The sequence below is a fragment of the Paenibacillus sp. 01T422 genome (assembly GCF_056398785.1).
Genome location: NZ_JBFTQB010000075.1, coordinates 1 through 24,050, shown reverse-complemented (window position 1 = coordinate 24,050; position 24,050 = coordinate 1). Strand labels below are relative to the sequence as shown.

General features: G+C 45.0%; 21 protein-coding genes and 1 pseudogene. 17 read left to right on the top strand and 5 right to left on the bottom strand.

The annotated features are described in order from the left end of the window. Window positions 1–693 (top strand): sugar phosphate isomerase/epimerase family protein (locus tag AC1DUA_RS06355; protein ID WP_477498920.1); only part of this gene is annotated, 693 nt, incomplete at its 5' end. Between the two features lie 88 nt (window positions 694–781). Beyond that, a complete protein-coding gene (locus tag AC1DUA_RS06350) occupies window positions 782–1,636 on the top strand; it encodes an NAD-binding protein (protein ID WP_477498919.1) in 855 nt (284 codons plus the stop codon). 497 nt (window positions 1,637–2,133) lie between these two features. On the opposite strand, the gene AC1DUA_RS06345 is transcribed toward AC1DUA_RS06350, so the two are convergent. From AC1DUA_RS06345 to AC1DUA_RS06335, 3 genes are all read right to left on the bottom strand, one after another. Next, window positions 2,134–2,886, bottom strand: coding sequence for an esterase family protein (locus AC1DUA_RS06345; RefSeq protein ID WP_477498918.1), 753 nt, complete (start codon window positions 2,884–2,886; stop codon window positions 2,134–2,136). Then, window positions 2,883–4,070 carry an ATP-grasp domain-containing protein gene (locus AC1DUA_RS06340; RefSeq protein ID WP_477498917.1) on the bottom strand — a complete coding sequence of 396 codons (1,188 nt, stop codon included), beginning with the start codon at window positions 4,068–4,070 and terminating at the stop codon, window positions 2,883–2,885. The genes AC1DUA_RS06345 and AC1DUA_RS06340 overlap by 4 nt, the downstream gene beginning before the upstream one ends. Before the next feature lie 65 nt (window positions 4,071–4,135). After that, a complete protein-coding gene (locus AC1DUA_RS06335) occupies window positions 4,136–5,032 on the bottom strand; it encodes a helix-turn-helix domain-containing protein (protein WP_477498916.1) in 897 nt (298 codons plus the stop codon). A gap of 196 nt (window positions 5,033–5,228) precedes the next feature. Between AC1DUA_RS06335 and AC1DUA_RS06330 the strand changes: the two genes are divergently transcribed. From AC1DUA_RS06330 to AC1DUA_RS06300, 7 genes and pseudogenes are all read left to right on the top strand, one after another. After that, window positions 5,229–7,931 carry a UxaA family hydrolase gene (locus AC1DUA_RS06330; RefSeq protein WP_477498915.1) on the top strand — a complete coding sequence of 901 codons (2,703 nt, stop codon included), beginning with the start codon at window positions 5,229–5,231 and terminating at the stop codon, window positions 7,929–7,931. A 32-nt stretch (window positions 7,932–7,963) separates the two neighbouring features. Next, a complete protein-coding gene (locus tag AC1DUA_RS06325) occupies window positions 7,964–8,929 on the top strand; it encodes an aldo/keto reductase (protein ID WP_477498914.1) in 966 nt (321 codons plus the stop codon). A 16-nt stretch (window positions 8,930–8,945) separates the two neighbouring features. After that, on the top strand, window positions 8,946–9,719 hold the full coding sequence (locus AC1DUA_RS06320; protein ID WP_477498913.1) for an SDR family NAD(P)-dependent oxidoreductase: 774 nt from the start codon (window positions 8,946–8,948) through the stop codon (window positions 9,717–9,719). A gap of 30 nt (window positions 9,720–9,749) precedes the next feature. Further along, window positions 9,750–10,664 carry a fumarylacetoacetate hydrolase family protein gene (locus tag AC1DUA_RS06315; protein ID WP_477498912.1) on the top strand — a complete coding sequence of 305 codons (915 nt, stop codon included), beginning with the start codon at window positions 9,750–9,752 and terminating at the stop codon, window positions 10,662–10,664. Between the two features lie 133 nt (window positions 10,665–10,797). Then, on the top strand, window positions 10,798–11,526 hold the full coding sequence (locus AC1DUA_RS06310) for a (Fe-S)-binding protein (RefSeq protein WP_477498911.1): 729 nt from the start codon (window positions 10,798–10,800) through the stop codon (window positions 11,524–11,526). Next, a pseudogene (locus tag AC1DUA_RS06305) lies at window positions 11,523–12,762 on the top strand (4Fe-4S dicluster domain-containing protein). The gene AC1DUA_RS06310 and the pseudogene AC1DUA_RS06305 overlap by 4 nt, the downstream one beginning before the upstream one ends. Continuing rightward, the gene (locus AC1DUA_RS06300; protein WP_477498910.1) at window positions 12,755–13,480 is read left to right on the top strand and encodes a LutC/YkgG family protein; all 726 of its coding nucleotides are present in this window, start codon (window positions 12,755–12,757) and stop codon (window positions 13,478–13,480) included. The pseudogene AC1DUA_RS06305 and the gene AC1DUA_RS06300 overlap by 8 nt, the downstream one beginning before the upstream one ends. A 170-nt stretch (window positions 13,481–13,650) precedes the next feature. On the opposite strand, the gene AC1DUA_RS06295 is transcribed toward AC1DUA_RS06300, so the two are convergent. After that, the gene (locus tag AC1DUA_RS06295; protein ID WP_477498909.1) at window positions 13,651–13,842 is read right to left on the bottom strand and encodes a hypothetical protein; all 192 of its coding nucleotides are present in this window, start codon (window positions 13,840–13,842) and stop codon (window positions 13,651–13,653) included. A gap of 35 nt (window positions 13,843–13,877) precedes the next feature. Then, complete coding sequence (locus AC1DUA_RS06290; RefSeq protein WP_477498908.1) at window positions 13,878–14,876, bottom strand: histidine kinase N-terminal 7TM domain-containing protein; 999 nt, start codon at window positions 14,874–14,876, stop codon at window positions 13,878–13,880. A 348-nt stretch (window positions 14,877–15,224) separates the two neighbouring features. Here AC1DUA_RS06290 and AC1DUA_RS06285 point away from each other — a divergent pair, with 348 nt between their 5' ends. From AC1DUA_RS06285 to AC1DUA_RS06250, 8 genes are all read left to right on the top strand, one after another. Further along, on the top strand, window positions 15,225–16,076 hold the full coding sequence (locus tag AC1DUA_RS06285) for a sugar phosphate isomerase/epimerase family protein (protein WP_477498907.1): 852 nt from the start codon (window positions 15,225–15,227) through the stop codon (window positions 16,074–16,076). Window positions 16,077–16,101: 25 nt separating this feature from the next. Beyond that, window positions 16,102–16,893 (top strand): TatD family hydrolase, encoded by a 792-nt coding sequence (locus AC1DUA_RS06280; protein ID WP_477498906.1) that lies wholly within the window; start codon window positions 16,102–16,104, stop codon window positions 16,891–16,893. Between the two features lie 36 nt (window positions 16,894–16,929). Next, a complete protein-coding gene (locus AC1DUA_RS06275; protein WP_477498905.1) occupies window positions 16,930–17,793 on the top strand; it encodes a sugar phosphate isomerase/epimerase family protein in 864 nt (287 codons plus the stop codon). Next, window positions 17,790–18,659 carry a UbiA-like protein EboC gene (gene eboC / locus AC1DUA_RS06270; protein WP_477498904.1) on the top strand — a complete coding sequence of 290 codons (870 nt, stop codon included), beginning with the start codon at window positions 17,790–17,792 and terminating at the stop codon, window positions 18,657–18,659. The genes AC1DUA_RS06275 and eboC overlap by 4 nt, the downstream gene beginning before the upstream one ends. A gap of 30 nt (window positions 18,660–18,689) precedes the next feature. Next, window positions 18,690–20,039, top strand: a complete 1,350-nt coding sequence (locus AC1DUA_RS06265) for an alkaline phosphatase family protein (protein ID WP_477498903.1) — start codon at window positions 18,690–18,692, stop codon at window positions 20,037–20,039. Between the two features lie 15 nt (window positions 20,040–20,054). Next, window positions 20,055–20,975 (top strand): TIM barrel protein, encoded by a 921-nt coding sequence (locus tag AC1DUA_RS06260; RefSeq protein WP_477498902.1) that lies wholly within the window; start codon window positions 20,055–20,057, stop codon window positions 20,973–20,975. After that, window positions 20,969–22,117, top strand: a complete 1,149-nt coding sequence (locus AC1DUA_RS06255; RefSeq protein WP_477498921.1) for a 2-deoxy-scyllo-inosose synthase — start codon at window positions 20,969–20,971, stop codon at window positions 22,115–22,117. The genes AC1DUA_RS06260 and AC1DUA_RS06255 overlap by 7 nt, the downstream gene beginning before the upstream one ends. A gap of 359 nt (window positions 22,118–22,476) precedes the next feature. Next, window positions 22,477–24,050 (top strand): ThuA domain-containing protein (locus AC1DUA_RS06250; protein ID WP_477498901.1); only part of this gene is annotated, 1,574 nt, incomplete at its 3' end.

Here is a 24,050-nt window from a genome sequence, read left to right as displayed (position 1 = left end):
GAGTTTTCCGAGCAGGTTGAACAAACACTTCGTAAAATCACTGATGCCGGTCTTCATGTATCTTGCTTTTCCAGCTCCGTCCATTTATTTTCAGTTGAAAACTTTGAAAAGAATATGCAGGAGATCACCGAATTCTCAAAGCTTTGCCGTATTTTCGGAACACGCTACATTCGTGTGTTTGGGGGTAAAATTAGCGATGATGCTAGCCGGGAAATGGCTGTTGAGAAGGTCGCTCAGCATGTAAGCGAAATGGCAAAAATCGCAAAGGCACACGGTGTTAAGCTTTTAATTGAAACGCATGATGATTGGATTTCATGCGTTAATATGAAAAAGGTGCTGGAGCAGGTGGATACGGAAGCTGTCGGGGTACTGTGGGATGTGCACCATCCTTACCGTATGGTGGGAGAGCAGCCTGAGGAAACCTGGAAGACACTGGGGCAATGGATCGAGTACACTCATGTGAAAGATTCACGTACTGGAGAAAACGGAGGAGAAGACTTCCAATACTGTTTAACAGGAGAAGGAGATATACCGCTGAAAGAAATCCACAAGTTATTAATTCGTGAAGGATACCAAGGCTATTTCACCTTAGAATGGGAGAAAAAATGGTATCCGGAATTGGAGAATCCTGAAATTGCATTTCCCCAGTATGTACAATATATGCGCAATCTAGCAGCGGAGGTAACGATATGAAAAAGTGAGGAAATGCCGCATATCACTTCTATAATGGATCGCGCGAACACATCTGAAGACGCCGAGGACTACGTAAAGGTCATCCTGCATGGCCACGGTTAGCGGTGGTACGATAGGTGCCTCAGCGGGTACACTGAGCATTATGGTCGGCGGTGATAGGAACGATTTTGAACGAGCGCTCCCCGTACTTCAAACAATCGGCAAGCAAGTTGATTACGTTGGCAGCAGCGGAAGCGGCTCGGTCGTGAAACTTATTAATCAACTGATGGTTGGTATTCATACTCAAGCGCTTAGTGAAGGTTTGGCGCTTGGAAGGAAATCATCTGTTGGAGAAGAGAAACTTGTGCAGATTTTAGGTTCGAGCTTTGCAGGAAGCCGCATGCTTGAACGTCACTATAATAATCACATTGCTAAGGAAGACTACAAGCCTGGTTTTGCAATTAAGCTTCTTGGAAAAGATCTTGACCTCGCAATTGAAATGGCCAAGCAAAGCGGCGTAGATCTATCTGTCGGCAACCGTGTAAGAAGCTTGCTGAAAGGCGCGATTCGAAACGGCTTCGCAGGGCAGGATATGTCCGCAATGTTGGGCTTTCAACTTCAGCGGGACGAGAATAAAGAGTTCTTAAAACATTTTGCCGTTTTTCTACCGATGAAAGATGTGGAGAAAAGCGTGAAGTTTCGAAAACAACATTTACAATTTCTGGGAAATTTGCAGGAGGAAGGCAAGCTGTTGGCAAACGGACGATTTACAGACGGAGCTGGCGGATTGGTTATCTACAAAGGAAATAGCCTAGATGAAGTCGAAGGTATCGGAGGCGTGTATAATCCGACGATAGTAACTGGGCCATTAGGAAATCTGATAGAAGCCCGCTACGGTGCGATTAAGTCAGGCTCGGTCGCTGTAATCGAGATGGCTTGTGCATCAGGTATCTGTTTAGTGTGAAATAACACCAATTTCTACTGTTAAAAATGGCGCTGAGAGAGGGTTTTGTGGAATAAAAGGAATTCCTCCAGTTATTTTGGCCACAGCTCCCCCTTTATGAGAAAACTAGAGGGAATAGCGGAAGAATTTCCATCTAATCCCATATAATTAGCTCATTTGAACAAATTAACAGTATTATTTCCATGTAAAATCTATTCGGGGATAAGGGGAATGCCGCATAGGTAGCAGTGTTAAAAGACAATTACTATCTCTCATAGCAGGAACACATAAAGAGTGTCGGCGATTTGATCGCTGACGCTTTTTGTAATGGGTAAATGCTTTATAGCAGGAGGTATATTGACTTGGTGAAATTTACATATGTTTAGTTCACTTAAAGCGAAATTTGGAAAAACGTTCTGGAGATAATCCGTTTAAGATATAAATAACTTTGAAAAAATAATGAGCCTCCTTTATCAGTATTACAAAGGACAATTTTGAAGTTAGGACTGTCATACTTCTTAACGTAAGTACCGATCCATGTAGTAAAGAATTTGTCTCCTCCACCAGTACCAATCATGATTGACATCGTGCCCCCAAAATTCCACGCTTGCTGGGACGTGTTTCTCCTGCAGCACTTCCAAGAGCTTCTGCGTCTCCGATCGCATTAAATCTTCATAAGCGCCTTGGCCTGTGCAAATGATGATTTTGCTGTTCCTGTATTGATTCAGATAGGAATCGTCCTCCAAGTTTTTTAAATAGTGAAGAGGGGAATGGTAATAAGCTGAAGGAGGGACCTCTTCTCCAAAAAAACGATTGGTCGAATACAAACCGCTTAAAGCAATTAAACTGTCAAAATATTGTGGGTGCCGGAAAAACATGTTGGCACTATGATAAGCCCCCAGCGAACATCCTGTCGCCAAGATCTTTTGAGTTCGTCCTCCGTTGCTCTCCTTGCTTTGATGCAGAATAGAAGGAATGAGTTCGTCTTTCACATAGGCATCATATTGGTCATGGCGTTTCATTTTCTCATCGGTCGTCGCGTTCTTGGCATAAAATGTCTCTTCGTCAATGCTGTCGCATGTCCAGACTTGAATTTGCCCTTGTTCAATATAACTTGCCAACGTGCCGATCATACCGGAATCTTCATACTGATAAAACCGTCCGCAGGAGGTGGGAAAAACAAGAACGGGCTTCCCTTGATGTCCGTAGGTTTTGTATTCCATGTCCCTATGCAAGTTGTTACTATATGCCTTGTGATAGGTTACTTTCATGCATACACCTCGACTTTGTTTGCTACTGCATGAATAAAAGCTTCAATTCGTTTCACTTCATCAAAGTCCTTTGAGCGAAATTGATACGCATAATTTCCCCTTGACTGGCTTTGTACATCCTCAATACTGAAATGATAGACAATTTCATGTTGATATCGCTGCATGATCTCTTCGTGCCCATGGGCGTAGGGGAGGTGGTTTATGTGGCTGGCAAACCCGGTATAATACTTCCCGACAAAAGGTCCTTCCACCTGATTATTAACAACCATATTCGCCCATAGTTCGTAGATATCAATATCGTAAGAGTAATTGATCGCATCCGTCATCCACGAACCGGGCGGCCTCATGTTGACTTCAAGCGCAATAATATGTCCATCCGCATTGGATTTGAAAAACTCGAGATGAAAAAAGCGTTCTTTGATCCCATAGGTTCGGATGATCTTTCGACCGGCCTCCTCAATCTCCCTGCTTACTTCCTTTAAACAATAATAGCTAAAATGATTGCCAGAATTTACGGATTCCATGATGCTATGCGGAAATTCGTGGCTTGCAGCAAATATGATTTCTCCATCTTTGTTAACAAGACCATCGTAGGTTTGCAGTACGCCATCTATATGCTCTTGCATGATAAATTCGACTTCTGACGGTTTGGTATGCAAGAAATGCTCGAGCTCCGACTCGTTCGCGATTTTGTAAGTCATGTTCGCTCCCACGCCTATATTCGGTTTCACAACGACGGGATAGCCGATTTTCTCAATGAATTTCTTTGCCTTCGCACGATCGAATTTCGTTATGGAACGTATGGACTCGACACCGCTTTTTTTGAAAAACTTTTCCATCTTCGATTTTTGTTTCAAATTAGAAATGAAATCGAGCTTCGTCCCGAAAATGTTGAAATCGGTTCGAATGTGCGCATCAGGCTCCAGCCAATGCTCGTTAAGGGATTCGAAACGATCAATTTTTCCATATTTATGGGTATAGTAACCGACCGCGCGCAGAACCTCGTCATAATTCTCCAGACGATCTACTTGGATATACTCAGTAAGCGAATGTTTCAGCTTTTCGTTAAGTTGGTAATAATCCACATCGCTAATGCCAAGTACATTCACTCCGCAGTTTTTCAAGTGAAAGCAAAATTCCGCGCAGTACATTGGATAATTCGGTGAAAAGAAAATAAAGTTCATTTATTTGCCCTCCTTACTCCTATTATCTAAAATCTTATCCTGCCCGTTCCATGTTTTCAAGAAAATCAATTGTAAAGATCAGTATGAATTTCATTCATTACTTTTCTTCGATATACGCCTGGGGTAACGCCAGTAAACTTCTTAAATAACTTATGAAAATAAGGTAAGCTCTCATAACCGCAATTGTGGGCGATCATATCAATACCTAAGTCGGTAGTTAAAAGCAGCTCTTTTGCAGTTGAAATTCGCTTGGCATTCACATAGTCGGTGATGTTCATCCCGGTTAGTTGTTTAAACACCCTAGATAAATGAGCGGTTGAGACTGAAGCGTGTTTAGCCAAATATGAAAGTCCAGCGATTTGTTCAGTGTGAAACTGATCTAAGTGTTGAAGTATGTTTAGTAACCAGGGGGGGCCGATATCGGACGCGGCCAGTTGATGATGGGATTCTTTTAAAATCAAACGATTAATGCTGATGAGCAGGCTATTTAAATGTAGTTGAACTGCGTATCTAAAACCAGCTTCGTGTCGTTCCAATTCTTCATGCATTTGTTTGAGTTTTTCTTCGAGATGAGGGCGCATGGCTGCAGGGATAACAAGCTTATAGCTCATATATTTTCGGGCTCGCTCAAAAACTTGCATATTCGTAAATGAATCACCTGCTGAATAATGTCCGATCAGTTGTGAATCAAAATAGACAGCAGTGGCAGTAATTGGAAGTTCGGAGTCTGGCAATGCCTGATGAACGGTATTTCCAGGAATGATGAAGAGGTCTCCTTCATTCATCTCATAGAGCATTTGGTTTAAGAAAAATGTACCTTTTCCACTATAAACATAAACCAATTCAAAGCGATCATGAAGATGCTCTGGCAGTTCGCGATTTGGTGTCTTTATGTCCTTAAATACAATGTCAAATGGTAAGAGGTGGTCGTTAATAAAGTTTTTTATAAGCGGTTTTTGCATGTTCCGGACCTCCCCAGATCATCTCACTTCATTATTTTTCTTATTTATAGAATATCAAAATAGAGTATGTTTTTGCAAAGGTAAAGAATTAACAAATGCCATATTCTTGATACAATAATATTGAGCAGTACTAACTTTGAAGAAACTCAATTTATTCTATAAGTTCGGAAAATCTCATTAAAGGAGCCAGTCACCGATGGACGTCGTTTACCAATTTGAAGAAGTAGCGAGACTTCCCTTGCCCGGGGATAACTGCGCCGTTGCGATTCACCAATTGAATTCCGGTACCGTCATTCAGTATGAAGGCCAATTCCTCGTCTTGGATTACACGGTTATGGAAGGCCATCGATTTGCGGTGAAAGCGATTTCTCCTGGCGAAAATCTACTTTCGTGGCACTTGCCTTTCGGCATGGCGCTTAAGCCGATTCAGCCCGGCCACTATGTGATTAACGAAACAGTACGGGAAGCGCTCAGTGTGCGCCAGTTGACATTCGCGGTGCCAGCGGAACCCAATTTCGCTGATCAAGTTTCTCCTTATATCTTTGACGAGGAGAACTTCCGGCCGGCTCAGGCATCGCCAGTTTTTAATGATACGCGCACTTTCATGGGATATCGCCGCCATGAAGATCGCGGAGTTGGCACCCGGAACTACATCGTACTGCTAGGCACCACCTCCCACACAGGGAGCTACGTGAATGAGCTTGCCACTCGTCTGCAAGGCGAATGGAAGAACGATTCGAATATAGACGGGATCGTTCCCGTCGCTCACACGGAGGGCGGCACAGAGAAACCGAATAATGTGGATTTGCTGCTGCGGACGCTCGCAGGTTTCATGGTCAACCCGAACGTCGGAGCCGTATTGGTTGTCGATTATGGCAATGAATCGGTCACGAACAAGATGGTGGAGGCTTATGCACGCGAGCATAGCTATCCGATCGATGAAGTGCTGCATAAGTTCGTGTCGCTCACGGGCAGCTTCGAAGAGGAGCTGGTTAAAGGTGAAGCGATAGTACGGGAATGGCTGGGGGCGGTCAACACGATGCATCGGACGACTGAATCCATCCGCCACTTGCGAATCGGCTTGCAGTGCGGCGGTTCGGACGCATTTTCCGGAGTATCCGCGAATCCGCTGCTCGGCTGGGTTTCGGAACAATTGGTGCGCTACGGCGGTGCGGCTAGTCTAGCCGAAACGGACGAGTTGATTGGCGCGGAGCCCTATATCCTGTCGAAAGTACGCAACTTGGAGACCGCCCGCAAATTTCTGGAACTTGTGAATCGATTTAAGGAGCGTACGTCCTGGCATGGCACCAGTGCGGAAGGTAACCCGTCAGGCGGCAACATGTATCGCGGCTTGTACAATATCTATCTCAAATCTATAGGCGCTGCGATGAAGAAAGACCCGACAACGCGGATCGACTATGCAACGGAGTACGGGGAGCTCATGAAGGATGGCGGTTACTATTTCATGGATAGCCCTGGAAATGACCTGGAGAGCATCGCCGGACAAATAGCCGCAGGCTGCAACATGATCTTCTTTACAACGGGAAATGGTTCGATCACCAACTTCCCGTATGTACCTACGGTCAAGGTGGTCACGACAACTCGCCGCTTCCAATTGCTGTCGAACGATATGGATGTGAACGCGGGGCAGTATCTGGAAGGCAAGTCGATGGATGAGCTGGGCCAGGAGGTATTCGAGTTGGCACTCCAAATTGCCTCTGGTCAGCGAAGCGTCGGCGAGAAGGCGGGCCATGCGCAAGTGCAAATTTGGCGCAACTGGCAGCAGAACGATGTGAGTCAGCTGGAGACGCTGCTTCACACTCCTGTACCGACAGGAGTACCGATAGCAATTAAAGATGATGCTGTATCGATGGCTAACTCGATCCAATTCTCCTTTACTCGGCATGGCAATCGGCAGTCCAGTGATCATATCGGCTTGATCGTGCCTACCAGTCTTTGTGCCGGACAGGTAGCCGGTATGATCACACGGCGCTTGAACGAGCAAGGAGCAGGGCAGCCTGAGCTCTCGCGCTTTGTCACATTGGCGCACACGGAAGGCTGCGGCACCTCGGGGGGGCCAGCGGAATCGTTGTTTGCCCGCACGATGATTGGCTATATTACGCATCCGATGGTGGAGCATTGTTTGCTGCTGGAGCATGGCTGCGAGAAAACGCATAACGACTACATGCGCCATCAGATGGATGTGATGGGTGTCGATGCAAGCCGTCTTGGTTATGCCAGCATCCAGCTCGACGGGGGAATTGCCAAGGTGAGCGAGAAGGTTGAGGCCTGGTTCGCCGATCGATTAACTGCAGCCGATCCTGCGGAGAGGGTGACCGTCGGTCTGGAAGGGCTGCGCATCGGGATCGTAAGCATTGGTGTCATTAACAAAGATGCCGGCGAGCAGTTGGGGCTACTAACCAAGATGATCGTTGGGGCCGGAGGCTTGGTCGTCGTTCCCGAGAACAGCGGATTGCTTGCCGAGGACGCGTTCAGTCAGCATCTATTTAGCACGTCTCAAGTTCGGCCGTCTATTTCCTATGGGGAACACGTCCGCCGAAACGGCTTCCACATTATGGAGACTCCAACAACGCATGGCGTGGAGACGATTACAGGACTCGCCGCCACGGGTGTGGAATTAATCATCGCGCTGATTGGTGATCGTCCGATGCAGGCGCATCCTTTCGTCCCCATGCTGCAAGTGACGTCGGAACAGGTTGATCTGCATAACCATAAGCAAGATTTCGATTTGGTACTCGAGGGCAACCCGAGCTTCTGGGTGAATCAAATTCTTGAACGCAGCAAAGAAATTCTGGAACATACTTATGTACCGCGTCTCTATCAGCAAGGTAATATCGATTTCCAAATGACACGGGGCTTTTTGGGTGTGTCGTTATAATGAAGACAATATCAGAAAGCGAGGAACCCTCCATGACGAACGCATTATTATCCAAAAGACTGCTTGGCAGTACGGGCCTACTCATATCACCGCTATGTTTTGGAGCCGCTCCACTTGGGGATATGCCGGAAACCTTTCAATACAACACGTCGGRGGAACAAGCATTGCTGACGTTGCGCACCGCCTTCGAAAGCCCAATCAACTTTCTGGATACGGCTGCGGCTTACGGCGAAGGCGAGAGCGAACGGCGAATCGGTAAGGCCATTCATGCGAATGGTGGTCTTCCCGCAGGTTACGTGCTCGCCACCAAAGCCGACCGCGACTTTAAGACCGGCGACTTTAGCGGCGAACAGATGAAACATTCCATCGAAGGAAGTCTCGAACGATTAGGACTTGATCGTCTGCAATACGTTTACATCCACGATCCTGAACATACCACCTTCGAGAATGTGATGGGATCCGGCGGACCGTTAGAAGTACTGCAAAAGCTTCAAGAGCAAGGGGTCATCGATCACATCGGCATATCCGGCGGACCGATCGATATGCTCATTCGTTATGTCGAAACGGGAGCGTTTAGTAGCGTTGAAACCCACAATCGATATACGCTGCTCAATCGGGCTGCCGAACCTTTGCTTGATATCGCGAGTCGTATGGGCGTTGCGGTTATTAACGCTGCTCCTTATGGCAGCGGCATACTCGCTAAAGGTCCGGAAGCATACGCGCGTTACGCCTATAGCGAAGCTCCGCCACTCTTATTGGAGAGAGCGCGTATGTTCGCCAAGGTTTGCTCGGAATACGATGTTCCGCTTGCCGCCGCCGCACTTCAATTTTCGCTTCGCGACCCGCGAATCGCGAGTACGGTCGTCGGCATGAGTAAACCGGAACGGATAGCCCAAACGTTGGAACTCGCGAATTACCCGATTGCCTCTGAGCTATGGCCGGCGCTGGATGCCTTTGGCTATGATACGGAAGATCCCGAAGAGAATCGATTTGCTTAGGAAGAGGAGTGGAAGTATGCGATTACAAGATAAGGTAACTTTGATCACCGGAGCTGGATCAGGTATTGGTAAAAGCACGGCATTGCTTTTTGCACAAGAAGGCGCGACAGTTATCGTGAACGACTTGGATGAAATCAAGGGCAGAGAAACCGTGAGCGAAATTAAGGACAAGGGTGGAGAAGCGCTATTTCTCCACGCGGATGTAACAAATCCTGAGCACGTCAAGACAATGGTGGAAGCGGCTATTGCTGAATTTGGTCGCATCGACGTTCTGTTTAACAATGCCGGAATCAGTGGCGTCGGAGCTGTGCATGAAATTGAGCCGGAAGCTTGGGACCGGATAATGAGCATTAACGTAAAGGGCGTGTTCCTGCCCTCGAAATATGTATTGCCCTATATGATGGAGCGTAAAACAGGTTCGATTATCAACATGTCGTCGTGCGTAGCGGAAATTGGACTCGCGCGCAGAGTTTCTTATGCTGCAACGAAGGGAGCCGTACTCGCTTTAACCAAATCGATGCAGGTTGATTACGCAGCCTACAATATCCGGGTGAATGCACTACTGCCGGGTACGATCTTTACACCGTTCGTAGAGAACTATTTGAAGACTTCCTATGACGATCCTACAGTTGCCATCGAATCATTAAAACAGCGCCAGCTCAGCGGTGAACTGGGCAAGTCAGAGGATGTTGCTAATGCGGCATTGTTCTTGGCATCTGATGATTCCAAGTTTATGATGGGTTCTCCGCTCTACATTGACGGTGGTGTTGTTTTCGGTAAAAACGCCTAACAATAGCTAGATGGAGGAGAATATTTACGAATGAAACTACTGACATTTAACGACAACGGCCATTATAAGCTTGGTATTAAAACGGAGAAAGGCATTTTGGATGTCGCCGCAGCCATCGAAGGAATGGCTTTGGACCAAACGAGTAGCTTGTCGACCACGCTACATGCTGTCATAGAAGGCGGAACGGCGGCGGTTGCGGAGCTGCAGCGTCTTGTGAACATCGTGCTTGAAGCAGGCTCTGAGGGAGAAGCTTATTGGCTGGATGAGACTCATCTTCAATATGGACCCTGTGTGACGAACCCAAACAAAATCATTTGTGTAGGGCTCAACTATCGCAAGCATGCTGAAGAAACCAATGCGCCGATTCCGGAGTATCCGATTCTTTTTAATAAATTCTCGAACACGCTAACTGGACATGGCTGTGAAGTTCCACTGCCGGAGAAAGTGTCGTCGCAGGTTGATTACGAAGCAGAGCTTGTGATTGTGATCGGTAAAAAAGCTAAATATGTGGAGAAGGAGCATGCTTTAGATCACGTATTCGGCTATTGCAATGTGAATGACTTGTCCGCGCGAGATTTGCAAATGAGAACGCATCAATGGCTGCTTGGTAAATCATGTGATAGCTTCAGCCCGTTAGGACCATTCCTTGTTACCGCAGATGAAGTAGGAGATCCGAACAATCTGGACATTCGCTGTATCGTCAACGGCGAGGTTAGACAGCAATCCCATACATCCGATATGATCTTTCATTGCAACGAAATTGTCAGCTACATCTCGCAACACATGACCTTACTTCCAGGTGATATTATCCTAACAGGGACGCCTGCCGGCGTTGTGCTTGGCTATCCGAAGGAGAAGCAGATCTATTTAAAACCGGGAGATGTTGTAACCATAGAGATTGAAAAATTGGGTTCGTTAACCAATACGATGGTTGCTGAGACATGATGCTTATCCTTGGGTTGAGGAGATCGCGGTGCATAGTAGAATAAATAGTAAGAACCTCGATCGTTGAGGTTCTTTTACTTTACATATCTGACAATCTGATAAATATATAGTTCATATAGATGAGAGGTGCACCATGAAAGTGTCATTATTTATTACTTGTCTCAGCGATGCGATTTATCCCCGAGTAGGAGAAGCGATGGTGCGGCTTTTAGCCCAATATGGGGTTCAGATGGAGTTTCCTAACGTTCAAACTTGCTGCGGTCAACCAGCTTATAACAGCGGATATTGGGATGAAGCACGGATAACGGCCAAAACAATTCTCAAAGCATTTGAAGATAGCGATTTTGTTATCTCTCCTTCGGGTTCATGCACCTACATGATTCATCACTATTCGAATCTCTTTCAAGATGATCCTGTTAACTTGGAGAAAGCGGTAAAGCTTCAGAGAAAAACTTACGAGTTTACTCAGTTCCTTGTGCAGGTGTTGGGGGTTACTGATCTGGGGGCGGTGTTTCCTCATAAAGTCACCTATCATCCATCATGCCACGGAAGCAGGCTGCTTGGTATCAAAGATGAGCCAATGGAATTACTGAAAAAAGTCCAAGGTTTACAATTTGTTCCGCTTCCTTTTGCTGAAGATTGCTGCGGGTTCGGCGGGACTTTTGCTGTAAAGATGGCAGACATTTCAGGAGCTATGGTCTCAGAGAAAGTGAATCATGTGAAAGAAACGGAAGCGGAAGTTCTCGTCGGTCTCGATATGGCATGCTTAATGAATATCGCTGGCAACCTGCGCTTTCGAAACGAGCCCGTCAAGGTGATGCACTTGGCAGAGCTGCTGCATGAAGGAGTGAAACGAGCTTGAGTACTACGAATTCTGCTGCTTCAAGCGTTAAAGAACGTGCGGAGCTGGCGCTTAACGATGAGTTTTTGCGCAATGCAGTACGCTTCACGACTGAGCGGCTGCGCGGAGGTAAGAAGAAAGCTGCTGAAGAACACGGCAATTGGGATGAGTGGAGAGAGAGAGGTCGACAAATCCGGCTGCATACGATTGCTCATCTGGATTATTATTTGAATTTGTTTGCCGATAACGCTCGGGCTAATGGTGTTCATGTCCATTTCGCTGATACATCGGCTGATGCGGTGAAAATTACTCTGGCGATTGCGGAACGTAAATCAGCAAAGTCGGTTGTAAAATCAAAGTCAATGGTAACCGAAGAGCTTCATCTAAATCACGCGCTTGAATCTATCGGGATAGAACCTATCGAGTCGGATTTAGGTGAGTATATCATTCAACTCGCGGGAGAAACGCCTTCCCATATTATTATTCCGGCCATTGGAAGTCATGGCAACCCTTCTGCCGCGTTCGGCGACAGGTCAGAAGCTGACGGTGTACATGTCAGGGATTACGGGTCCGCGAAGAGAACATGATGCCGATGGTCCTGAGGAAATGCACATCATTATCGTCGATAACGGACGTTCTTTGCAGTTGGGAGATCCCGAATTTCAAGAATTGCTGAATTGTATCCGCTGCGGCGCTTGTTTGAACGCTTGTCCGGTGTACCGTCATATCGGGGGGCATGCATATGGGGGCACGTACAGCGGCCCGATCGGCGCAGTACTGACTCCTGCGTTAAAGAAAAACGTGGCCGAATGGGACGATATTGCGAATGCCTCCAGCTTATGCGGGGCTTGCTACGAAGCGTGCCCCGTCAAAATCCCTCTGCACGATATGCTTGTTTCTTTACGGCGCCGTAAAGTGGAGAGCGGTCATGGCAACATGCTTGAAGCGGTTGGCATGAAAGGCTTCTCGGCGGTTATGGCCAATTCGGGCCGTTTCAAAGGTGTGCTGAAGCTCGGTAAGATCGGTCAAAAACTTGTCGTTCGTAGTGGAGAGATCCGTACGAAGCTGGGTCCGCTCAAAGGCTGGAATTCGTATCGGGTAACGCCAAGTTTGCCAGAAAAATCGTTCCGTGAGGGGTGGGGGACATTGGAGGCAGAACTGCGCCAAGGTCTGAAGGAGCTGGACCCGGAAGTTCGCCAACGAATGGAAGCCATTGTCAAGGAAAGAGAAACCGGAGGAGGGCATGAGCATGGCTGATACGCATCAGGAATGGTTAGCGCAGCTTGAAGCGGAGTCACGCGCGAAACAGGAAGCATTTATGAATGGCATCGCTAGCAAGCTTGGAAGAGCACGGGTGACTGAGAAACCGGCTCAGCCTTACCGAGGGGCGCCTGATTTCTGGCAAGCATTCGAGTGGCCTCTTGAAGAGAGGATTGAGAGATTTACGGAAAATTTCCAAACTGCTGGCGGATATGTGACTCGTTTATCTTCCATGGAAGATGTTAAACAATTCATAGTGAATAAAGCACAGGAAATGAGCGCTAAATATATCATCCGGCAAAACCAATCGGAGCTTGATGCTCTTGATTTGGAAGGAGTGCTACAAGACACTAGTATATCGGTTTGGAACCGTGACCCGGAGAATCACTGGAAAGCCCGCGCCGCTGAAGCGGATTTTGGTATTGTAATGGCGGATTACGCTACAGCGTATACAGGCTCCATGACGGTCCTGTCATCTCGGGACAAAGGAAGATCTGTTAGTTTGCTCCCGACCGTATTGATGGCTATTATTCCAGTAGAAAGACTGAAAACACGTTTAGGCGAAACATTAGTTAATTTCGATCGCGCAGGAAGTGAGAGCTTGCCTGCGGGTATTCATTTCATCTCTGGACCAAGTCGTTCGGCTGATATTGAGAATGACTTGACCATTGGGGTTCACGGACCCGGTATTGTGTACGCATTGATCGTGGGGTAAATAAAGCAGGGGCAATCAGGGACTCCTATTCCATGATATTTTTAAATCAGCATACGCATCATTCAACGATCCCATCTACGATTCAACTAACGGAAACGATAGTCCAATCACGACATGAAGGCAGCCGACACGATCGGCTGCCTTTGTCTGTTTGGTTCAATTACAAATAATTATCTTACAATACTGACAATCCGATTCCGACCTTCGTCCTTTGCCCTATATAAGGCTTTATCCACTGATTCAAGTAAATCGTTTAAATAGGTATCGGGACTTCTTAGACTTTCGAAGGCGAAATTATTTATTGATAGTAATCCGATACTTATAGTGATCGATAGAGAATGAGGTATATTTTTAACTATCATCTTATTGGATTCAACTGTGGATTTGACTCGTTCGGCTAAGAGACTTGCCTGTGATTACTATCAACACGGATAGGCGCAGTTTGAATAATGATATGGCGTCCATTAGGGAACTTCATTTCGATTTGAGTTCGCTTCAGAGGGTGCCTTTGGTATGTTTCAAGGAATAAATCAATAAAGCCATTAGACTGCCCTTTGGAGAGAATGTTTGCCATATCGAAACGGGAACCTATATGCAAGTCAAATTGAGGACGTAGAGACCGATTTATTTCTATAACTATTTCATTATCATCGAGTACCAGAATTCCATGATCTATTGTATCAATAATATCTTGATGGGCTATTGTCACAATATCAAATGCTTTATCGCGATTAATGGCAATGACAAAGAAAATAACAGAAAGTAGGATGCCTACTGATGTCAATCCTGGGATGGCGGGCAAAGATGAACTTAGGACAACATTCAAGAATATATCTAAAAATATGAATACGGTCATTACTATAATTCCTCTAAGCACTTGCTTAACCTGTGTTTTGATACGAGGTGACTTGTCGGATAGTAATGCTTTGCTCATAATATATAGCGAAACTATAATATAGCCAATCAAGACAGCAAGGATATACCAAAAAAGTGGTCCATAAGATCTGTGGATGTAATTACCTTGCAAAGGTAGGACGAACCTACCATTTGGATTGGCGATCACGCAGGTAGCTACTAGTATAGCCGGGACAAAAAGCAATAATGATATTTTCTTTCTCAGAAATAGCGAATGACCTGTGAGAAAGATTGTGAAAAGAAGCCAACCAACGGCAATCAGGCACATGTCAATAAAAGATAGTTTTAGATAAAATAATTGAACCTTGGGAGTGTCCATCGTTTTGATAGCAAACTGGCAGATAGGCCATAACATCATAGAAAAATGGAAGGTTAAATAAATTTTGTGCAGGGTAGTGATTGTAACTGAAGCAAATATATATACAAAAAAAGCAAACAAGAGGAAAAATAAGGTTATGTCGACAAACGATAATAAATCCATTTTACACCCTCTAAAGTAATAATAATATTCATAATAATTACTAGCCTTGGGTCAAAAGTCCTGCTTCACCTTACTAATATATAATTTATATGAAAATATCACAATTCAGTTCAGATAAACGCAAGAATCGCAAGTAAAGGTAGGAAATGCGCAACATAGCTAATTGTTTATTAAGTGCTAATTCAATAAAATTTATTATGTGATGTAGCAATATGGCGGTTAGTCATCCAAGCAAGGGAAAGGGGAAATCAATTCATTCATTTGAAAACGCTTAATTGCAAGCTGACCTTATATTGACCTTACGTCATACGGAAAGAGATCCAAATTAGCAGTTAAAGGAGGGGTTATATGCGTTACGCGATCAGTAGTAATGCCTACACTCGTTTCTCTTTGAACGAAGCCATTGAACGAATTCATAATTGCGGGTATTCAGCATTGGAAATCCTCGGCGATTACCCTCATCTTTCTCCTCTTGATATTACGGTTCAAGAAGTGAAACAAGTGACTCGCTTGTTGGAACAAAAGGGAATGTCCGTTAGTAATATTAATGCGAATACTGCGGTCAGCGTATATCCAACGATTCATCCTAGTGGAGAGACCGTTTTTGAGCCTTCCTTATGTAATCGAAGGGAGGAAGTACGTTTTCAACGAATTCGATATACCGAAAGATGTATAGATTTGGCTGCGGAATGGGGAGCATCCTGTATCAGTGTTACTTCCGGTAAGTGTCTTGCTGGAAATCCTCCGGATCAAGCCTATTTATTATTAGTAGAATCTCTAACTCAAATACTGCCTTATGCGGAAAAAAGAAATATTCGAATAGGTATTGAATATGAACCAGGTCTGTTAATTGAAAATGCAAATGAGGTTCAGCGCGTCATTGCGGAGCTCAATCACCCATTGCTGGGTATCAATTTGGATCTCGGCCATACGGAAGTTCTCGGCGAGCCTTTGGCAGGAACCATCCAACGTTTTGGTGAGAAGATTGTTAATATCCATCTTGAAGATATCCGAGGACGCAAGCATTATCATCTCGTACCTGGAGAAGGTGATATCGATTTCGAGGAAGTTTTGGAAGCGCTTCAATTGATTCGTTATAACCATTTTGTTACTTTTGAAATTTATTCCTATCCAGACGATCCCGATGGGGCTGCCAAACGTGCACTTGCGCACATGTCAAATTACACCATTTCGTGTTAATCCACAAAACAAGGGAGAGATGAGTATGCGTATTATAGATCCGCATGTACATATGTATTCAAGAACGGTAGATGATTACGAAAAAATGTCGTTATGCGGTATTGAAATTGTCGTTGAACCTTCATTTTGGCTGGGAAGTGAACGCACATCGGTTCATACCTATTATGATTATTTTAGCCATATCCTTAATTTCGAACCTGTAAGAGCAAAGAAGTATGATATTGAACATTATTCATGTATAGCTGCAAATCCGAAAGAAGCCAACAATTTGGAGCTTGCCCTTCAAGTGATTGAGGGCATGGAGCCATTTTTATCGCACCCAAGATGTCTTGCAATTGGCGAAATAGGCTTTGACAAAATTACGGACGCGGAAGAAGAAGTGATGCGTAGACAACTTGAGCTGGCTAAAAGAAAAGACATGCTTGTGATGGTTCATATTCCACACGTCAATAAACGAGAGGGTACAAAAAGAACGATTCGAGTTTTGGATGAAATCGGTATTCGTCCTGAGAAGGTATTACTGGATCACAATATTGAAGAAACCGTTGACCTTGCATTGGAATATGGCGCTTGGGCGGGTATGACCGTATACCCAGGGAAGATTTCACCGGAGAGAGCGATTGCGATTATGCAGCAATATGGAACGGATCGGCTTATGATTAACAGTGCCTGTGACTGGGGCCCGGCAGATCCAATAAGTGTTCCTCGTACGTGTAAAAAAATGAAAGAAGCCGGATTTGCCGAGGAAGAGATTCAAAAGGTCGTATGGGACAATCCTTATCAGTTCTACAAAATGTCAGGGAAATTAAATATGTAGTATTCATATGCACGAAAAGGAAGAGGAGGAAGTTCAATGAAGCTGGGTTTCAGCGCTAATGCGTATAAAAGATTCGATTTACTAACGACCATGGATACGTTACAAGAAATTGGTTTTGATGGAATAGAAGTTTTGTGTGATATCCCGCACGCTTATCCACCCGATTTAACTCCGGCCAGAAGACAAGAAATCAAAGAGCGAGCTGAAAATAATGGGCTGAAGATATGTAATTTGAATGCCTTCATGTTATACGCTCTCGGGGATTGCTGGCGCCCCTCCTATATTGAGAAGGAGGCAAGCGAAAGACGGAAACGGATCAACCACACGTTAAGCTGTATTGATCTGGCTGCAGAGTGGGGGGTTCCTCACCTTTCGATTGAACCGGGAGGACCACTGGATGGGGCGAAGGAAGATTGGGCGTTGGATGTTTTTGAGGAAGCAATTCACGAACTTGCCGAACACGCTGAGAAAAAGGGCGTAACCGTCATGATTGAACCTGAGCCGGAGCTATTAATCGAGACTTCCGGGCAATTTCTTAAGTTCATGGAACGTATATCGTCACCTCGGATTGGCCTCAATTTCGATATCGGACATTTCTACTGTGCAGGGGAGGATCCTGTGCAATTGGTCAGCCAATTAGCAGCATATACAAGACACTATCATTTGGAAGATATATCGTCTTCAAGAATTCATCATCATTTAGTCCCAGGTGAAGGGGTCATTGATTTTAGAGCGCTGCTGAATGAAATTGTGAAGACGAATTATGATGGGTTTATTACGATAGAGCTGTATCCCTATGAAGAAGATCCAGTGCCGGCTACGAAAAAAGCGTTTGACTATATTTCTCCCATCCTTCAAGACTTGGCTAGAGCAAAAACTGCGGTTAACGGTTCAAAATGAAAGCCTATTTACAAATTTTAAGGGTTCCTAATTTAGTCACCTCCGCTGGTGATGTGTTAGCTGGGGCGTTTATTGTTTCTAGTATTGGTCAGGGTCTTTCGGGTATGGTTTGGCTGCTCCTCGTTGCTTCGATCCTGCTTTATGCGGGAGGTGTTGTTTTAAATGATGTTATGGACGCCTCCCTGGATCAAATCGAGCGACCTGAACGGCCCATACCGTCAGGGAAAATTAGCAGAAGCCATGCACTTATGCTCGCATGTATTCTATTGGCAGTTGGTTTAGCTCTGGCTGCTGTCTTCAGTCTATTTTCTTTTTATGTTGCTTTGGCCTTGGTGGCTTCTATTGTGCTTTACAATACTTGGGCAAAAAAATACGGGATTCCAGGCACACTGGTGATGGCTTTATGCCGAGGCCTTAACTTATGGCTGGGGCTATCCTTTTTGCAGGAGCACTTTTGGGATTTTGCGTTGCTTGCGCTGCTTCCCTTCTTGCATATTATCGGAGTAACGGCGCTGAGCCGAGGAGAAAATTACGGGTACACAAGGACAACCATTTTGTTAATTGCCTTGATTCCTTTTGGTATCTTTTTATGGCTAATCGGTTTTGGGACGTTTAAGGACTCTATATCGCTGATGGAGTTATTTTTTATTTCCTTATATGGTTTTGTAGAGGGCTATGCCTTGTATCCGGCCATACGCGAGCCTAAACCGGCTTTCATTAAGCGAGGAGTGAAATATGGCATTTTGTCTTTACTGCTGTTGAACGCAGCAATTGTTTCCATTATAGACGGCGGTCTTCACGCATTAATCGTAGCTTTTTTTATTGTCGTATCTTCTTGGATGGCACGAACCATCGCCATGACTTAGTGAAGCACATAAGGAGAAAGTGGGGAAAATATGCAAAAACAAGCGAAGCATGTTGTTGTTCTTGATGTGGTGGGCTTAACGCCAGCTCACTTGGAGAACAATGAATTAACGCCAAATTTAAATCGTATCGCTGCTAAGGGCAGTGTATCTAAGATAAAGCCTGTTTTTCCTGCCGTCACAGGAGCGATGCAAGCCACAATCACGACAGGTGAGGAACCGAGTCGTCACGGCATTGTGGGTAACGGACGTTTTGATCGTAAGCAAAGAGAAGTTTTGATGTGGGAACAGACGATTGCTCCGCTCGAAGGAGAACGGATGTGGGAAACCTTAAAGCGACTTGATCCTGAATCGAAATCGGCTGTTTTATTTATGCAGCATATTAAATATGATAGCGCGGATTTTATTGTTACACCGTCTCCTATGCACTTGGAACAGGGGATGGAGGAGTGGTACTTTTCGAATCCGCCTGGGCTGTATGAGCAAATCGCAGAGAAGCAAGGTCCTTTCAAGCTTCATTCTTTTTGGGGACCACTTGCAGGAGTAGCATCGAGTGAATGGATCGCGAAGGCCGCACTCAACATTATTGAAGATCATCATCCAACCTTAACCTTCGCTTATTTGCCGAACCTCGATTATCAAGCTCAGAGATTTGGCCCTGAAAGTGAACAACAACAGCAAGCGATAAAAGAAATTGATCAGATCGTTGGACAGTTTGTGGATTCGCTGGAGCAGATGGGGAAAATGGACGATACCGCTGTGATCATTCTTTCCGAATACGCGCTTCAACCTGTGGAGTCACCGATTTATTTAAATCGTATTCTCCGCGAGCAAGGCTGGTTAAAGGTGATTGAACTGAATGGCAAAGAGTATCTTGACACCTATCATAGTCAGGCTTTTGCTGTCGTGGATCATCAAATCGCTCATATTTATATCAATGATCCTGTTATTAGGGATGATGTGAAACGCGTTCTGCTGGAGGTTGATGGGGTTGGGCAAGTCCTTGGCGAAGCCGGCAAAAAACAGTGGAGCTTAAACCATCCGAATGCAGGCGAACTTGTTGCGATTGCCGAGCGAAACGCATGGTTTGCCTATTATTGGTGGAATGACCCGAATGCAGCCCCTCCGTATGCCACAACCGTGGATATTCATCGTAAACCTGGGTACGATGCGGTAGAGCTGTTCATGGATTTTAAGACGCGGTCCATTCCTTTAACGCCGGAACTCATCAAGGGTTCTCATGGTGTTTGTCCGACCAGCGAAGATGACTTGGTAAGTCTCATTGCTATTGGTCCATCTCATGAATTCATCAATCAAGCTGCCGTTTGGCGCGCAAGAGATATTCCGACAATCATTTTCAATATGTTGGGCTACGATTCTTAGAAAGGGGAAATGAAAATGAATGAACGGAGAAGCTATCCTTTCCGATTGGGGTTTTCCCCAGTTCCCTGGAATCAGGGGGATTCCAAGCTTTCGGACGAGCTGTTCTGTGAGGCTGATTTCATGCAAAGGATGTCCTCCCTAGGTTTTGTTGGTATCGAGCATGGTCAACAATTGTCCATGGCTCCAAATCAATTCAAACAAATGTTGAATGATTATGGTCTTCAGCTTGCATCACAACGGAAAAACGTCATTTTTTCCAAACCTGACTTACGTGAGAGCGAGCTTGAATCGTTCCGGAAACATGTGGAAGGGTTAAAAGAAATGAATGGTAAACACGTTATCATCTGTGAAGTCGGAGGGTCTATGCACTGGGACCCGGCTCGTACACAGCCGAGCAAAGATGTCATTCGATTGACGGAGGATCAGTGGAGCTTTTTCATAGAAACCTTGCATTTGGCGGGTGAAATCTGTCAAGCATACGACATGATATTAGTTTATCAGCATCATGTCGGTACGATTGTGGAAAAGGCCAAAGAAATAGGGAAATTGATGGAAGATACAGATCCGAAACTTGTACATTTGTTGTTAGACGCTGGACATGCATACTACAGCGGTGGCGATCCGTTAGCTCTATTGAACCACTACTATGATCGAATTCCATATATCCATCTCACAGATATTAGACAGTCCGTCTTAAATCATGTAAGGGGAAAATTTTTAGATTATTTAACTTCTGTTAATGAAGGCGTATTTACGGTTCCTGGAGACGGTTGGATTCAATTCAGGCCCATTTTCAAGAAATTGATCGATCGTCAATTCGATGGATGGGTGATTGTCGGAGGCGAACCCAATCTTTCTCTAGCGGATCCTTTCTCTCATGTAAGTAAATCCAAGCTGTATGTTGACGAGACCCTTTCTGGTTTTGAAGTATCTTAACAACGAATGGAGGGTTAACCATTTACAAAAAACAGATTCAATTCGGTACGCATCAGTATGATTTCATTTCAGGCGAAGATGTGCTGGGCCAGGTCGCGGAATGGCTGAATCCCCTTGAAGTCGATAAATATATGATTATTAGCGATAGCGGCGTTCCCCATCCTATTGTTGCCCAAACGATGGCTGCATTTCAAAAGGCAGGAACGACTTATTTATTGACTTTTCCTCCGGGGGAGAACAATAAAAATCTGATGACCATTGAACATTTATGCAGAAAGGCACTCGCTCTCGGGGCGGATCGACGTACTGTCATCGTAGCTCTTGGAGGTGGGGTTTCAGGTAATGTTGCAGGGATGGTCGCTGGGATGCTGTGCCGTGGGTTACCTCTCATTCATATACCAACGACGTTAATTGCCGCATCCGACTCTGTCTTATCGTTAAAGCAAGGTGTGAACCTGGGTCAAGGGAAAAATATTCTCGGCTTTTTTTACACGCCAAGAGTCGTATGTGTCGAGCTGTCTTTCCTTCATAGCTTGCCGGCAAGAGAAATCCGTTCCGGTCTTTGTGAATTGGTGAAAAACTTATTGGCGATTCTTCCTGAACAAATTGGTACGTATCGCAAATTGCTCAGACCATCGAGTCAGTATCGAATGGAGGAGCTTCAACAGTTTATTGAGTTTTGTATTGAAGCTAAGATGACGGTCATGCAGGATGATCCTTATGAAAAAAATCATGCTGTCGTGTTAGAGTATGGGCATACGATTGGACATGCCGTGGAATTGCTTGGAAATGGGGACTATTCACATGGAGAGTCCATTGCCTTCGGTATGTTATGCATGTCAACGGTATCCAAGTCGTTGGGGCTCTTGACAGAAAATGAAGTAGACCTGCATCACGAGCTTTTGGAGCTAATCGGTGCTAACGTCATTCCCCCATCTTTGTGGATTCCAAACATTGAGAGATACATGCTGCGTGATAACAAAAAGGGATACAGACGTTATGTGCCCGGCCAAACAGGCCTTGTTCTTCTAAACGGGCTGGGCAGGATTAATCAAGAAGAAGGCTCTTTTATCACCTATGTGGATGATGCCCTTGTTCGTGAATCGCTTCGTTATCATACGGAATCCAAGATTCATATATAAATGGGGTTGTATATATACCACAAGAATATGTACTTTTATCTCAACTTAGTTAATTGTTCATGTGAACGGTTTCAATTAGGATAAACCTATAGAAGAAATAGCTCAGGAAACTAGATGAAAGCGCTTAACATAATGAACTTGAGTCCGCCTTGATGATATACAAGCGCTTGAAGTTTCTTGAAACAGAAGATACGTCACCTTCTTGAAGGGGGGGATATCGGAAACTACATGCGATTACATGACAAATGGGAAGCGGGGTTAAAGTGTCAACAATCGGAACGAAAACCGGGCAATGGGCAGGCCMATCGAATTTTGAATGATTATTTTAACTCATTAAAGGAAACGAAAGGGATGAAGGAATGAGTCGACGGCGCTCAGTGATGTATGGATTTTTAGCACTTGTCATGTTTTTATCTACCATTTTATTACCGCTTAGTTCAGTTTTAAGTTCTGGAGTAGCATCTGCACATGAAGGTGAAGAGCATGGGCACAAAATTTTGGCTATTTCCAAAACAACAGGCTTTCGTCATGCATCAATTGATCAAGGAGCTAAAGTAGCACTTCCTGAAATGGCCAAAAAATATGGTTTTGAAATTGATTTTACGGAAAATGCGGCAGATATTAACGCTGCTAATCTTGCTAAGTATGATGTTGTCTTTTTTGTCAGCACGACAGGCAACTTTAGCGATTGGGGTTTGACTGATCAACAGAAGCAGGATTTCATGAATTTCATCAAATCAGGCAAAGGTTATGTAGGCGCACATTCGGCTACAGATACCGGGTATGATTGGCAAGAGTATGGCGACTTAACAGGCGCGTACTTCAGTAATCATCCATGGACACAAACAGTGAAATTCAATGTGGAAGATTCCAATAATCCAGCTACTGCCCACCTGGGTCCCTCCTGGACAGCACTTGAGGAAGTGTACTATTTCAAAGAAAATCCACGGGATAAAGGGAAACATATTCTTTTAAGCTTGGATATGAACAGCAATGGCGTAACGGGAGGACCGTTCGAGGACCATCCGAATGCTTGGTGCAGCCCGGTTCAAAACGGAAGAATGTTCTATACGGCATTAGGTCACCATCCGGAAACTTGGTTCAATGAAGATTTCCAACAGCATCTTCTCGGAGGTTTGAAATATGCATGGGGAGAAGCTACCGATACGGATTGCGATCAGTCTTCTCCGAAAGGCGGCCTGCAGAAGGTTTCTCTGGTCAAAGGAACTATTGCAAGTCCAGTTGGACTCGATATTTCCAAAAGTGGCGAAATTTTCGTAATCAGCCTTTTCGGTAAAGTTTATACCGTTTCTCAAGAAGGAGATACGAAGGAAATTTTGAACATCCCTACCAACCTGGAGGGGGAACACGGGTTATTGGGTTTGGCCCTTGATCCTGATTTTGAATCGAATCACTACATTTATCTGTATTATACAAATCCAGTGAAAACAGCAGAGGGTCAGCTGATTAACAATGTTGCTCGTTTTACATACGAGAACGGAGTAATTAGTGGAAATACAGAAAAGAACTTGTTAAAAGTAACGTCCGATGTGACCTGCTGCCATCAAGCTGGGTACCTTAAATTCGGGCCGGATGGCAAGCTGTATTTGACGATAGGAGATAACAACACACCTACACAAGGGCCACAAACCCGTTCCTTACAGACATCTCAGAACTTGGATGATATGCGTGGTAAAATTCTTCGTTTCAACAAAGACGGTTCTGCATCGAACGATAACCCTTACTTTACAGGTCAAGGCGGTGCAAGAGATTACGTCTATGCTTGGGGCTTCCGTAACCCATACCGCATTTCTTTTGACRCCACAAAAGGAAATGGTAAAACCATCATCTACGAAGGAGATGTGGGTCCCGACGGTACTTTTGCTGGCGGAAGTAACGGCGACTACGATGAATTTAATGCGATAACTGCTCC